The following is a 13,347-nucleotide window of genomic DNA, read 5'->3' as shown; positions in this document are numbered from 1 at the left end:
CCTCATCATTGAAGCGGACGCATGCAATTATGGGAAAAAAATCAACTAAAGGTGTTGAAAAAATAAGGGATGCAATGCGAGCAGATGGCTACGACATCAACTATCCCATAGATGTAGCAGAACACCAGGGCACGCTCTATATTCTAGATGGACATCACCGTGCAGCGGCTGCAAGACAAACAGCAACGCCTATAATTATAAAACTGATCAAAAATATCAGAGAACACAAAGGGCAGCTCAACACCATCGAAGAAGTAATTGAATCAGCTGACAATGTCGGACACGACCGATTGGAGCACCACAGAAGAAGATGAAAACAGACGATAAAAATCTTGAAAACCTAATAACTGACTTTCTTTCAAAAGTAGACAGTGGCACGGAGTTACTACTAAAGAAATTTGGCACCCGGAATATTTTAAGACTTTGGCGGAGCAAGGAAATCGAACGCTGCGGGCAAATAACCACTGGAATTCGATATGAATTGCACGGCGTCGGATGCGCTATTCACTTCCCATCGGAATCAGTGGACTTTGATTACGGGTCGAATAACCGAATCGATGGCTTCGATGTATGGCGCATCTACATTTACGCTAGCGATAGGCCATCCATATATCAAAAATACTGCGACAAAAAAACAGTGGAAAAGGAGTTTAAAGAGTACATCGCATCAGGTCGAATTGAAAAAATGTCGGCATCAGATAATCTTTACACCCTCACTAACCCCAACCCAACTCGGCAATAATAAAAATTCTTATAGATCGCCACTTCCAGGGCTTAACGACTGGTTTATCAACCGTTACCATCGCCACCAATCACTCCAAATAAAAGGGCCTGAAAGCACAGGCCCTTGCAATTCAAAATCGGTGCGATATCGCGCTCGATTCCCACGACCAATCACTGCTCATCCTCATCCTCCTCATACTCCATATCCGCCTCATCCGAATCATTCAAAGGTACCGTCGCATCATCCATCAGTGAGCCCGGATCCTCGTTCCCCGGATCATTGATAAACGGCAGCCCACTCGGGCCTTTTTCTTCCTTGCCTTCGGTTTCGGGAGTCATGGCATACCTCATCATTTCGGGGGAGTGTATGAAGTTCGAAAAGTCCTACGGCCAATCGTTCCTGAGTCTGACCGGCAAAAACGAAAAACCCGGCACGAGGCCGGGTTTCTGCTGAACCACTTATCAATGATGGCGGTTCTTGTGTTTGTTCTTGTGTTTGTGGCCACCACCGGAGTGAGATCCACCATCGTCACCCAGGTTATTGCCGACCGCCCCGCCCGCCGCGCCACCCAAACCTGCGCCAACCGCCGAACCCGTTGATCCGCCAAGGCTATTGCCAACCACTGAGCCGCCCGCAGCGCCGAGGCCACCGCCAATGGCGGCTTCGGTGCGATTGCGTTTATTTGCCCCGACCGCACCACCGGCTGCGCCGCCTACACCGGCACCGGCCGCCGCCCCAGTGCTGCCGCCGAGTTGTCCGCCGACCACATTGCCCAGCACGCCGCCGAGCCCACCGCCCACGGCGGCAGAACCATCTCCGGCGGCCATCGCGCCTTGCGCCACCAGCAATCCGAAAAACAGTGCAGATAATGACAATCGCATATGAACCTCACAGTTCCCGAAGCGGGACAGCTCGCCCAAACATGGGCCTATGTCAGATTGGAGACACCAGCGGGAAAAACGTTCAGCCATGAAAAAGCCCGACATCAAGCCGGGCTTTTTCTGACAAGCGATCAATCTCAGTGACGTTTGTGACCTTTGGACAAGTTGCTGCCCACTGCGCCACCGGCTGCACCGCCCAGACCTGCGCCGATGGTGGCGCCCGTTCTGCCGCCGAGGCTGTTGCCGATCACCGAGCCACCGGCTGCACCGACACCGCCACCGATGGCTGCCTTGGTGCGGCTGCCCTTGCGAGCCGTCAAAGCACTGCCCGCTGCGCCCGCGACGCCGGCACCCACTGCTGCACCGGTGCTGCCGCCCATTTTCTGACCGAGCACATTACCCAACGCGCCACCCAGACCACCGCCCAACGCAGCCGTGCCATCACCGGCAGCCATTGCACCTTGAGCAACCAGAAGCCCTAGAACCAGAGCAGGCAGAGTTAAACGCATGACAAAAACCTCAAAAAATGGGATGACAAAACGGGCCGGGATTTAATGCGCTCGGCGCATAAAAGTCCAGACGCAAACACAGGGTCGCGCGCACTCGGCGCCGATTTGACAGCGATTCTGCGAAAGGTTTTATGACAGGCAAAAAAAAGCCCGCTGGGGAGACGGGCTGGAGACTTGCTTTCTAACGGATGGCTTCACCCTACTGCGGTAGACGTGAAAAGTTTGTGAAATCCATCTAAACATCGTGTTCAGCGTATTTCCTCAATCGTTCAACCATAAAAAACCCCGCTCAATGACGGGGTTATACGGAGAGCAATTACTTTCTGACTCGCGCCGTAACCTTAGGGAGGAATTTCGCTTTCGGTCCTTTCGGTGCCGTCGATTTGATCTTGCCGGTCTGCACTGGATCCTCGCCAAAGCCTGCCTGGTACTCGGTCTGGCCGCACCGTACGCAATTGTTGAAGGAAAATTCAGCGCCATCGTCTTCGATATACGGATCAGTCATACCTTCGCCCCTTCGCCATCGGTCGACACCGGCAAAACTTTTTTGCCTGCAAAAATATCGACCTCCAAGACTTTTGAGACTAGCCGGTCATTCCTGGACTTGTGATTCAGATCCGCTGATGCCCGACGAATGGACTACGAAGATTAAACACGGACATGAACCATTGGTCTCGCATGGCTAAAGAATTCCACCGACAAGCCGTTGCCCTTTTTCAGACAAATGAATCTCAAGGAGAGAACATGCAAATCAACGGATTTCCAAACCTGCCCGTCGTAAAGCTCACGGACGAACAAATCGCAGCCGGCAAAGCCGGGGCGGAAAAACTCAAGGACAAGATCGCTTCCGGTGAAATCACCATCAAACAACCGGGTCCGGATACGCCGGTCCTGCAGCCCGGCGTCATTTATCATCCGAGCCAGCCGGTGCAGCCGGGTCAACCCTCCGACACGCCTCCGCTGGTCGCTATCGACACACCGCTGACCTATGACGATAAAGGCCTGGTAATCCTCAAGCCGCAGGGCTGATCGCCAACAAAAAGAGCCCATTCGATTGTGAATGGGCTCACAGGCCTGATAACAAATCAGCGCAACTTCACCGCCGTGCCGGTCGCAAATACCACAACCATTCCGCCTTTGCCGCCGGGCATGCTGATCTCGAAATCAACCCCGACCACCGCATCTGCCTGCAGAGCCTGCGCACGCTCGCGGAGCTCTTCCGTCGCCTGAACGCGAGCTTCTTTCAAAGCCCGCTCCAGGGTCTGCGAGCGGCCACCGAAAAAGTCGCGCATACCAGCGAACATATCGCGAATCACATTGACGCCCTGCACCGATTCCGCGCTGACGATGTCCAGATACGCAGTGATCTGCCGGCCTTCGATGGCGTGGGTCGTAGAAATAATCATGAATGCAGTCCTTTCTTTGGCAGGTAAAACCGCGATTGTAATCGCCAACTAACGCTGTGCTATCGCTAAGCACCCGACTTTAGTCAGGGTCCGTGACTGGCAAGTTGTGCTGTACCCTCCTCACTAGACAGGAAGTCAGTAAGGAAAGGCGCATGGAGTATATCGGCGAGGCGGACTTGATCATCCGCTGCCTCAAACCGTTTTACCGTCGGATGACCGTCCAGACCGTCATCCATATGACTCAAGATGCTCACAAAGACCAAGTGATCATCTCCGTATCGTTGCAGCAACATCGACTGTCGATTGCAGAAATCGATGTGACTATCGAAGGCGTCGAATCCCGATTTATCGTCTACTCCAGCGCCAGCATTGGCAGCGCATACGAACTGCACTGCTACGTGAAATCCGACTGAAATCTTGCGCGAACAAACGCTACATCTTTTTCAGACGCCAGAAACCACAAAACCCCTGACTTCTTTCGAAATCAGGGGTTTTGTGTACTGAATGTGGCGGTGAAGGAGAGATTCGAAACCGCCCGATTGCGATTTTCATGAAGTCAGGGCCCGGTTTATAAGTGGTTCAGGCCGATAGTTAGCGCGCAAGCGTTCCCATGGCAGTCCCATGGGTTTGGGCGGCGGTCGGACACGCAAAAGGCCATACAGGGTTATCCGGTTTTTCGGCAATGGCATCGGAAAAAGGTAATTTCGGTAACCTAATCAACTAACCGGCCTGAGAGGCTTGATTTGACTGGCCGGCAAGGGATCGGCACAAGGTAATTTTTAAGTAATGTAGAGGTAAGGTAGTTACCTTTTGAGAAAGTAATTTTTCTAATTATTCACCCCTCATAAATCAGTCACTTACGCTCGCATTACCTTTTTCATTACTCAAAATTACCTTTCGAAGTAATCCAGCAAAGCCAATGAACACGGGGCTTTCAGCGGTCTACCGATATCCGAATCGCCACATTACTTTTTTCCGACTGCGCTCCTGAGAATCAGCGCCTGACGGTGCGTCATGTCTGACGAACAATCGACCCAGGGAAAACGCATCGGCGGCCCTACCCTTCGCAGGGATTCGCAGGCTTTTTGTCTCATTCATTCAGTATCACAAAGCCCAGCCATGGGTGCGCTGAGCAGATCGCAGGATTGCGGAAAAAAAGACCCATTTAGCCCGCCGGCGAGGCGGGGGGATGACGGCGCGCGCAGCGAACTTGGTAAACCGTAAGATGCAGGGGGCGTTGACATCGAATATAATGAGCTACGGAGGAATTCATGATCCAAGCTGTTGATTTATTTTGTGGGGCCGGCGGGCTCACTGCGGGTCTCATTAAGGCTGGTATCGACGTACCTGCCGGATACGATGTGGAAGGAGCATGCAGCCATGCGTATTCTTCTAACAACGGATCTACGTTCGTTCAAAAGGATGTTGCGGTCGTTACCAAAGAGGAAATTCTCAACTGGTACCAGCCTGGAAAAGTACGTTTACTAGCGGGATGTGCCCCATGCCAACCATTTTCAACTTACAATCAAGGTCGGGATACTACCCTTGACAAGAAATGGCCATTGCTCTACCAGTTCTCACGTTTAATAGAAGAAAGCCGTCCTGAACTTGTTACGATGGAAAATGTTCCAGACGTGACTAAACATCAGGTATACCAAGATTTTGTCAAAGGTTTAGTTGAACACGGTTACTTCGTTTGGGAAGGCCGAGTCCGCTGTGAAACATATGGCCTGCCTCAAATAAGAAGGCGTCACGTGCTTCTAGCCTCAAAACTTGGGCCGATTGAACTTATACCCGCGACACATAGCGAGAGATTTGTTTCCGTACGTGAGGCAATTGCTAACAAAGCCAGTCTTACGGCAGGCGAAGCCAACGTCGATGATCCTCTGCATGCCACGCAAAATTTATCCCCTACGAATTTGGAGAGAATCAAAGCCTCGTTGCCTGGAGGGACATGGAAGGATTGGCCGGAACACTTGCGAGCGAAGTGCCATAACAAGCCTTCCGGGAAATCTTACGTCGGTGTCTACGGGAGAATGGAGTGGGACATGCCGAGTCCAACCATAACTACACTTTGCTATGGATACGGCAATGGGCGCTTCGGGCACCCCGAACAGGATAGGGCTCTATCGCTGCGAGAAGCTTCAATATTGCAATCATTCCCAGAAAACTACTCCTTCCAACCGCACACAGCGAAGGTCAACTTTAAAGCAGTAGGGAAAATGATAGGAAATGCAGTACCTGTGCGCCTAGGAGAGGTGATCGGTCTAAGTTTTGTCAAGCATGTACAGAAATATTTGGGCGTGACTTAAGCCTCGCCCAAACTCAAGAGATCAGGCGTTCATGTAGCGTGTTGAATTAATATATTCTGAATAATCAGATAGCATATTGTTAAAAAACACTCTTACCCTCCAATACTTACCAATCAACTCTCTTGCGGTTATCTCTTTGCCCGCATCTGCAAAGGAGAGGACACCATGCGCGAGTTCATTACGTTGTGTTTTTAATGCTAACAACTCCGGCTCTTGATAATCATGCGTTTGCCTGATCCCAAACTCCTTCATTGTATCCCGCAACAGTTTAGCGTCCACATTACCCGAAAACACGTCTTCACGATCAAACGATACCCTGTAGATATCCAGACTAATTGAAGACATCAGTTCTGCCATCTTAGCTGGCTTTCTTCGCTTCAAATTATCAAGTGCTATTTTTTTCATCGCAATTGTAAGCTGATCATAACTAACTTGTTGACTAGCCATCGAATCAAATACATTCTGGATAGCATTTGTCGAGGTTGACTCAATCAAGTTATAAAGCAATAAAAGAGCCGAAGCTTTGGCAGTATTCAACACACCATCTGGTAAAGTCCTACTTTTTTCCTGTCTGGACAACCAAAGTATGTATGAGGACACTTGACGAGACCGGTCTTTAAAATCCATTTTAGCCGGTATGATCATATTTCCCCCAGCAGTGTGTCCCTTACATACTCAATACGCGCAACTACTTTGGGCCTTGAATTGCTACCATCAGAGCTTGTATAAGAGTAGAACTCTTTTGAGCCCAGCATCTCTTCGATAATATCATCAGATACTTTAAGGCGCGGTTTACTGCGTAGAGCGAGGGTCACACCTACTGAAATAGCTTCAAATCTAACGCGCGGCACTGAAGTATTGTTCTCAGATTTTTTAAAACCTAACGGGAAATTTTTCTCTACGAACTCCAACATTTTTTTAAACTCGCTGCGCATTCTTTTCTCATCAAACTCGTTACGATGCTTGCGAATATATATATTTAAAAATTCCGCGACGCCATGCTTAAAGGTCTCATAACCATCGGCATATGCAAAATAACGCAAGATCATTTCCTCGCGCTCTTCCCTTACGGCTTTTTTATCTGAAACAGGGCAGAGAATTACAAATTTTTCGTCATATGCGCATTCTCTAATGAAATCATAGAAAGCGCCGACAAAAATCCCTTTTCGCTTCTCCATATCTTTAAGCTCATCACTGCCAGTATTTATACGCTCAAAAATATCTCTACGTACGGTAGCATCAGCTTTTTCAGACAACTCAATAATTCTAATTGGTCGACGATTAAACTTTCTACGCCTCGACATTTCCAAGTCAGAATACACGAATCCATTTAGTAGATTGAGTTTCTCCAGACCCTCAAGTCTTAAATCATCACTCAAAAACCTTGCTAATGTTCTAATCCTTTGAGAGCCGTCAACGATTTCGACCCGCCCTTCATCATCTTCGTCTTCTACAGGAGTAACGGCTGTAAATATATAGGGAATGGGCAACCCCAACATTACCGACTCAATAAACTTGCTTTGTCGCCTCTTATCCCAAACAAAATCTCTTTGATACTCCGGAACAAACAGCTCATTCTCATCTGTCTCTAACCCAGAAACAAACTTACTTACCAACAACTCAACAATATATTCTTTAGTTTCATAATCAACCACAGTCTGCTCTGTTCTGATCTGAGCTTCCGCAGCTGCTCGCTTAGCCTCAGTTATAACTTCCTTTATTTTTTTAGCCATTGCATCCTCAATTGCATTCCGAGTTGGACGATCAATATATTTGAGTTTACAACAAACTTTCACATTCGCTAACAAAAATCACCATACCGTTTTTTTGGATCATACGAGCTCAGCTCTGCTCTGCCAGCCCCACAGGCATCGACGACTCGACAGCACTTGGTAAATACTGCTTTTGACCAATGCCCCGTTTTCTTATCTAACGTTTTCCTTTTTTGATGACGCTTGAACGCGCGCCATCCGACGCGACTTGATTCGGTAGAAACCATCGGACTTGCCCCATCCGAAAGCGATGTCGCCGCCCCAAATTTTCCCGCAGCACGCCTCATGAAGATGGGTACGGCTAGTGTCAAGCGCTCCATCTTCCAGCAAAATACTAAGACAGTGGAGTTCTAGCTCATTACATTCGCAGGGCCATCGTGGTCATCTGTGCGGGCAAGTCGGTCAAATTGAGGATCGCAGCCCTTTGCCAGATAGAATACGAAGCGAATCGCAAACAACTCCTCGAGGGAAAAAATGTTATTCAAAAACGACGACGAACTCATTGCCGAACGATACTTCCGATCCTCCCAAGATATTGGTGCTCTCTTCGGTATCAGTGCCGGTTTCACTTGCCTGCAATTCAGCGATCCACGCCCTTTCGCGATGATCGTTACCGCGCTTTTTTTCCTATGGGGCTACCTATCTGGCGTTGGTTATCGGCGTATCGCAAGAGCTTACTTGAAGCAATATTCGGGTTTCTTGGGCGCTATTCGATTTGCAATAACAAAACTCCCTCTCGTAGTGCTTTGTTTGATTTTTCTAACATTGATCATGTCGGGAATTCTGACAGCCAAGCGCATTTCAGAGTGGGGGCAGTTTCTGCCACAGCCACTTTTATAAAGGATTATTGCGCTGCCTCTTACCTAAGCACAGACGTGAGAGTTAGGTAGGAGCCGGCAGCGCAACGATTAGCGTCCTTATTCACTGCGGAGGCCATTACGCCTCCCCAGCAGCCCCGTACGGTTTGAATTTTATAATCTGTTCACCTTGCCAGTTATTCAACTGAGCCATACGAGTCTGAATCGGCTCCAGTTCATTGGCCGCATAGATCTGCGCAGCCTCCCTGATCGAGCCGAATCCCCCGACGTTCTGCGGAACAATACCCATCAACTGCGGCGGAATGCGCAAGCTGGCCAGCACGTCATCCCGCGTCTGATTCTTTATTGAGTTGAATTCATCCTTTGCAGCCACCTCGCTGACGGGGATCAGTTGGATCCCGTCCTTCTTGCCGGTCGGCGAGTAAACGAATAAATTCCGGAAATTGCCCGGCCCCTTCGATTCCTTTAATGCTTTACGCAACGCATCAATGTCCGCTTCGGTCTGCGCAGCATCCGTCATGTAAAGGATGAATCCGGCATGGCTCCCGTTCTCGTAATACTTACGCCGGAACAGGGTTGCGGACTCGTTGAGCAACGCAGACTGCAACGCACTTATCCACTCCGGCAGCCCATAAATCTCCTGATGCAGATCCGCCTCGCGCAGATGAAAAATGCTGTCTGGCTCAAACGCATGCACATCCTTCCATCCCCGCACCTGATAGAACTGCCCAACCGGCCCCGCGCGCATGTACTTCGCCAACGGCGCTTCCAGCTTAAGCACCCCGCCCAACCGCGAACGCCTCGCCTCCAGATACCCATTACCCAAGCACAAAAAATCCAACGCAAACTGCTCAAACGAAGCCCGCGACAGCAGCGGATGCGGGATAAACGTCTTGCTCAACAGGTTACGCTTAAACATCAACCCCGAATGCAGATGCACGCTCGCCCCCACCGACCGGGCCAGCCCATCCAGCGAAAGCGGCGGCTCATACCACCTCCCGTTGAACCAACACTCCAGGTAATCGAAAACCTCCCTACCACCCAACACCGGCGTCGGCTCGCCGAAGGAAAACACCTGAGTTCCGGCGCCGGTGGCGGGTAAGGTCGCGGGCAATGCCTGGTTGGCCATTTGTTCAGTCATCAGTAAATCTCCATACGCCCAGTGTTGGCAGTGGTCTGCCCCTCAAGCGGTTCGTGGTGCAATGCGTGAAATAGCGCCCAGGCCAGATCGGCGTGGCCGGTGTTGTCGTTGCGGCCGGCGGTGTAGGTGTACTGGCGTCCGCCAGCGGTTACGGTTTTGCGGATCGCCATAAGCGACTGGGCCATATCTGTCCAGCCGGCGTCGAATTCGAGCCGGCCCTTGTGGATCACGTCGTAGGCCTTGAGTACTAGGCGGGTTTTGACTTCGGGCGAGTAGCTGAAGGTGGTCACCGCCGGGAAGAACTGGCGCACCAGCTGGGCCACGCCGCTGCCCAGACCTGTCACGTCGATCCCGATGTAGGTCACCCAGTAGCGATCGCAGACGCTCTTGATGAAAGCGGCCTGCGCGGCGAAGTCCATCCCCCGGAACTGGTGGCGTTCGAGGATGCGGAACTTCCCTCCCGGCACCAGCGGCGGCGCGACCACGACCATGCCGGAACAGTCGCCCGTCTCGGCGGGGTCGTAACCGATCCACACCTGTCGGTCGCCGAACGGGCGCATGGCGAAAGGTTTGTAGTCCTCGGCCCACTCGACCCAGCTATCCACCATGCAGGACTGCAACAGGGTCAGCGGGAAGATGCTCGCGCCGTCGTCCACGAATTGGCACATCAGCAGGTTGGCGAACGCCTCGGGGCTGTATTCGCGGCGCAGCTCTTCGATGTCGAACAGATCGCACCCTCCCCGCTCCGCGTCCAGAATCGTGACGATCTGCCGCCATAGTCGATCCTCACAGAACCGGCCCTGCTGAAGCGCGCCGTGGGAGACATCCACCTTCGTATGCTGTGCCGCAGGCTTGCCCTTGTTAAAGCGTTCACCTGTCCAAAAGGTGTATGCCTCATGGGCCATGCTCGACGGCGTGGAAAAGTAGGTCTTGCGCCACTTCTTGTGCATCGCCATGCCCGAGGCGACCTTGTTCAGCTCCTCGAACTTGAACGTCCAGAAGAACTCATCGAAGTAGAAATTGCCGTGATAGCCTTGGGCGGTACGTGCGTTAGTACCGAGAAAAAACAGCTCGGCACCATTAGGCAAAACGATGGGATCGCCAGTCAGCTCGACGCCGATAATTTCGCGGCAGAACGCCTGAATGTAGCCCCGGAACAAATAGGCCTGGTTCTTCGAAGCCGACAAGAAAATCTGGTTGCGACCGCTGTCAAGCGCATCTATGAACGCCTCACGGGCGAAGTAGTAAGTCGCACCGATCTGCCGGCTTTTGAGGATGACGCGTGTGCGCTGATTGCCGGCCCGATACCAGTCCTTCTGATAGTCAAAACAGCCATCGACAAACGCCTCGCGCAGTAGCTCGATCTGGTCTTCATCAATCTCGTTTTTGACGGCCTTCTTCTTCGGCTCGGCGTTGCGCTTGGCCAGATTCGGGTTGAGGTCTGTTTCGGTACCGCCACCCTGAAAGCGCTGAATTCGCGCCTGTCGCTCCAGTTGGCGGTGCAGGAGATCAATCTCTTTGAAATCGCCGCCGCTTTTCCCCTCCTTGAGGATCAGTTGCACCAACCGCGCTTCCAGCGCCCCGCCGATGCGTTCGACGTTGTCAGCCCGATCCCACTCATCGCGAGCCTTCCAGCTGTGTAGCGTTTTTTCCTTTTCGCCCGTAGCCTCGGCGATCTCGCAGACGCGCCACCCCATCCAGTACAGAAACTTGGATTGGCGGCGCGGATCGATGGGCAACAGTGTGGTCGTAGTCATGGCCGCGATGCTGCCGCCCATGCCGACGACTCAATAGCGCCGCCTCTTGTACCGCCCTTCCCTACAGTCCCGTCTCATTGCCGCAACTCGCGCGCGTCACGACCATGCCCCTCATCGCAGGCTTTCAGCGCCCAAGCAAATGAGGTTTCCCGCCATGAAGAAATTCCGCAGCAACTGGTTCCGCGTCGCCGTCGAGGGCGCCACCTCAGACAAGCGCACCATCAAACGCAACTGGCTGGAACAGGCGGCGAAGAACTTCAACCCATCCACTTACGGCGCGCGGATCTGGCTTGAGCATTTCCGCAGCTTGCTACCCGACAGCCCATTCAAGGCCTACGGCGATGTTCTGGCGGTGAGAACCGAAGAAGTGGACATCAACGGCCAAAAGAAACTGGCCCTGTTCGCCCAAGTCGAGCCAACGGCTGACCTGATCGCCATGAACAAAGCAAAACAGAAGATCTACACCTCAATCGAAATCGACGACAGCTTCGCCGATACCGGTGAGGCCTACATCGTGGGTCTCGGCGTGACCGATTCGCCGGCTAGCCTTGGCACTGACGTCTTGTCGTTCTCGGCCCAGAAACCGGACGTCAACCCGTTCAAGGATCGCCACTACTCCGCGACTTCGATGTTCACCGAGGCGCTGGAAACAGAGCTGACGTTCGAGGAATTCGAAGAAAAACCGAGCATCGGCGCTCACCTACTCAGTACGGTGAAAAACCTGCTCGGCGGCAAGCAAAGCAAGGATGACAACGAGTTCGCTCAAATCAGCCAAGCAGTCGAAACCGTCGCCGAACACGTCAAGGATTTGCCCGCGCAAATGGCAGCCGGGAAGAAGTTTTCGACAAGCCTGCAGACTCGCCTGGATCAACTGAGCAAAGACTTCACCGAACTGAAGACCCAACTTTCCACCACCCAGGATCCCAACCAGAAGACGCGCCCTCCGGTAACCGGCGGCGACAACTCGGTAGTGACTGACTGCTGAAAGTCAGCCCCGTTTAACCAAGGAAGACCATTATGCGCAACGACACACGCGTTCTCTTTAATGCGTACCTGCAACAGCTCGCACAACTGCACGGCGTGAGCGACGTCACCACTAAATTCACCGCGGCACCGAGCGTTGCCCAGACGCTGGAAACCCGCATTCAGGAATCCAGTTCGTTCCTTAGCTCGATCAACATCTACGGCGTATCCGAACAGTCCGGCGAGAAGATCGGCATCGGTATCGACGGCACCATTGCCAGCACCACCGACACCACCGTCAAGGATCGCGAACCCCGTGACCCGAGCAGCTTGGACGATCACGGATACACCTGCACGCAAACCAACTTCGACACTGGCCTGCGTTACCAAAAGCTGGATCAGTGGGCGAAATTCAAAGATTTTCAGGCGCGCATCCGTGACGCGATCATCAAAGTTCAGGCGCTCAACCGGATCATGATCGGCTGGAACGGCACTAGCCGCGCCGCCACCTCAAACCCGGCCACCAACCCGCTGTTGCAGGACGTCAACATCGGCTGGCTACAAAAAATGCGCACCGAAAACGAAGCCCGCGTCATGGCCGAAGTAGTGGCAGGCAGTGGCAAGATCGAGATCGGCGCCGGCAAGGACTTCGAAAACATCGACGCCCTGGTTGTCAGCATGGTCAACGAGTTCATCGACCCCTGGTACCAGGAAGACACCGATCTGGTGGTCATCTGCGGCCGTCAGCTGTTGGCCGACAAATACTTCCCGATCATCAACAAAACCCAAGCGCCGACCGAAATGCTCGCTGCTGACATCGTCACCAGCCAAAAGCGCCTGGGCAATCTGCCGGCTGTGCGCGTACCGCACTTCCCGGCCAACGGCCTGCTGGTGACTCGTCTCGACAACCTGTCAATCTACTGGCAGGAAGGCACCCGCCGCCGCACCGTCGTCGATAACGCCAAACGCGACCGCATCGAGAACTTCGAATCGGTCAACGAAAGTTATGTGATCGAAGACCTGGGCTGTGCGGCCATGGCCGAAAACATCACTCTGAGCTGAGG

17 protein-coding genes are annotated in these 13,347 nt (G+C 52.5%); 8 read left to right on the top strand and 9 right to left on the bottom strand.

Features of this window, described 5'->3' with window-relative positions:
* The first annotated feature begins 8 nt into the window (after positions 1 to 8).
* Together AC3Y64_RS09180 and AC3Y64_RS09175 are read left to right on the top strand one after the other, a co-directional pair.
* Complete coding sequence (locus tag AC3Y64_RS09180) at positions 9 to 314, top strand: hypothetical protein (RefSeq protein WP_489987185.1); 306 nt, start codon at positions 9 to 11, stop codon at positions 312 to 314.
* Positions 311 to 742 carry a DUF6896 domain-containing protein gene (locus AC3Y64_RS09175; protein WP_489987184.1) on the top strand — a complete coding sequence of 144 codons (432 nt, stop codon included), beginning with the start codon at positions 311 to 313 and terminating at the stop codon, positions 740 to 742. Before AC3Y64_RS09180 ends, AC3Y64_RS09175 begins: the two co-directional genes overlap by 4 nt.
* 152 nt (positions 743 to 894) lie before the next feature.
* On the opposite strand, the gene AC3Y64_RS09170 is transcribed toward AC3Y64_RS09175, so the two are convergent.
* The 4 genes from AC3Y64_RS09170 to AC3Y64_RS09155 all read right to left on the bottom strand — a co-directional run bounded on the left by AC3Y64_RS09170 (position 895) and on the right by AC3Y64_RS09155 (position 2,619).
* Positions 895 to 1,062: a hypothetical protein gene (locus AC3Y64_RS09170; RefSeq protein ID WP_163005296.1), complete on the bottom strand. Its 168-nt coding sequence runs from the start codon at positions 1,060 to 1,062 to the stop codon at positions 895 to 897.
* Positions 1,063 to 1,185: 123 nt separating this feature from the next.
* The gene (locus AC3Y64_RS09165) at positions 1,186 to 1,605 is read right to left on the bottom strand and encodes a glycine zipper domain-containing protein (RefSeq protein ID WP_489987183.1); all 420 of its coding nucleotides are present in this window, start codon (positions 1,603 to 1,605) and stop codon (positions 1,186 to 1,188) included.
* 137 nt (positions 1,606 to 1,742) lie between these two features.
* Entirely contained in the window at positions 1,743 to 2,114 is a 372-nt protein-coding gene (locus tag AC3Y64_RS09160) for a glycine zipper domain-containing protein (RefSeq protein WP_122594861.1), read from the bottom strand.
* A 316-nt stretch (positions 2,115 to 2,430) separates the two neighbouring features.
* Entirely contained in the window at positions 2,431 to 2,619 is a 189-nt protein-coding gene (locus tag AC3Y64_RS09155) for a hypothetical protein (RefSeq protein WP_158957509.1), read from the bottom strand.
* A 239-nt stretch (positions 2,620 to 2,858) separates the two neighbouring features.
* Here AC3Y64_RS09155 and AC3Y64_RS09150 point away from each other — a divergent pair, with 239 nt between their 5' ends.
* Entirely contained in the window at positions 2,859 to 3,143 is a 285-nt protein-coding gene (locus tag AC3Y64_RS09150; RefSeq protein ID WP_158957507.1) for a hypothetical protein, read from the top strand.
* Between the two features lie 56 nt (positions 3,144 to 3,199).
* Here the strand turns inward: AC3Y64_RS09150 and AC3Y64_RS09145 are convergent, their stop codons facing one another.
* Positions 3,200 to 3,520, bottom strand: coding sequence for a YbjQ family protein (locus AC3Y64_RS09145; RefSeq protein WP_064391236.1), 321 nt, complete (start codon positions 3,518 to 3,520; stop codon positions 3,200 to 3,202).
* Between the two features lie 152 nt (positions 3,521 to 3,672).
* Here AC3Y64_RS09145 and AC3Y64_RS09140 point away from each other — a divergent pair, with 152 nt between their 5' ends.
* Positions 3,673 to 3,933: a hypothetical protein gene (locus tag AC3Y64_RS09140; RefSeq protein WP_489987182.1), complete on the top strand. Its 261-nt coding sequence runs from the start codon at positions 3,673 to 3,675 to the stop codon at positions 3,931 to 3,933.
* Positions 3,934 to 4,791: 858 nt separating this feature from the next.
* Entirely contained in the window at positions 4,792 to 5,832 is a 1,041-nt protein-coding gene (locus AC3Y64_RS09135) for a DNA cytosine methyltransferase (RefSeq protein WP_489987181.1), read from the top strand.
* A 21-nt stretch (positions 5,833 to 5,853) separates the two neighbouring features.
* Here AC3Y64_RS09135 and AC3Y64_RS09130 read toward each other — a convergent pair whose 3' ends face one another.
* Together AC3Y64_RS09130 and AC3Y64_RS09125 are read right to left on the bottom strand one after the other, a co-directional pair.
* The gene (locus AC3Y64_RS09130; protein WP_489987941.1) at positions 5,854 to 6,459 is read right to left on the bottom strand and encodes an MAE_28990/MAE_18760 family HEPN-like nuclease; all 606 of its coding nucleotides are present in this window, start codon (positions 6,457 to 6,459) and stop codon (positions 5,854 to 5,856) included.
* Positions 6,460 to 6,473: 14 nt separating this feature from the next.
* Positions 6,474 to 7,565, bottom strand: coding sequence for a DUF262 domain-containing protein (locus tag AC3Y64_RS09125; RefSeq protein ID WP_489987180.1), 1,092 nt, complete (start codon positions 7,563 to 7,565; stop codon positions 6,474 to 6,476).
* A gap of 513 nt (positions 7,566 to 8,078) precedes the next feature.
* Here AC3Y64_RS09125 and AC3Y64_RS09120 point away from each other — a divergent pair.
* Positions 8,079 to 8,444: a hypothetical protein gene (locus tag AC3Y64_RS09120; RefSeq protein WP_489987179.1), complete on the top strand. Its 366-nt coding sequence runs from the start codon at positions 8,079 to 8,081 to the stop codon at positions 8,442 to 8,444.
* A gap of 96 nt (positions 8,445 to 8,540) precedes the next feature.
* On the opposite strand, the gene AC3Y64_RS09115 is transcribed toward AC3Y64_RS09120, so the two are convergent.
* Entirely contained in the window at positions 8,541 to 9,551 is a 1,011-nt protein-coding gene (locus AC3Y64_RS09115; RefSeq protein WP_489987940.1) for a phage portal protein, read from the bottom strand.
* A gap of 11 nt (positions 9,552 to 9,562) precedes the next feature.
* Positions 9,563 to 11,320, bottom strand: a complete 1,758-nt coding sequence (locus AC3Y64_RS09110; RefSeq protein ID WP_489987939.1) for a terminase ATPase subunit family protein — start codon at positions 11,318 to 11,320, stop codon at positions 9,563 to 9,565.
* Between the two features lie 154 nt (positions 11,321 to 11,474).
* Here AC3Y64_RS09110 and AC3Y64_RS09105 point away from each other — a divergent pair, with 154 nt between their 5' ends.
* Both AC3Y64_RS09105 and AC3Y64_RS09100 read left to right on the top strand, forming a co-directional pair.
* Positions 11,475 to 12,305 (top strand): GPO family capsid scaffolding protein, encoded by an 831-nt coding sequence (locus AC3Y64_RS09105; protein ID WP_489987178.1) that lies wholly within the window; start codon positions 11,475 to 11,477, stop codon positions 12,303 to 12,305.
* Between the two features lie 32 nt (positions 12,306 to 12,337).
* Positions 12,338 to 13,345 carry a phage major capsid protein, P2 family gene (locus tag AC3Y64_RS09100; protein ID WP_489987177.1) on the top strand — a complete coding sequence of 336 codons (1,008 nt, stop codon included), beginning with the start codon at positions 12,338 to 12,340 and terminating at the stop codon, positions 13,343 to 13,345.
* Positions 13,346 to 13,347 lie beyond the last annotated feature (2 nt).

The sequence above is a fragment of the Pseudomonas sp. 4CAES_32.4 genome, assembly GCF_058136335.1.
The sequence above is the reverse complement of the archived record's forward strand: the minus strand, read 5'-3'. Positions and strand labels throughout refer to the sequence as shown.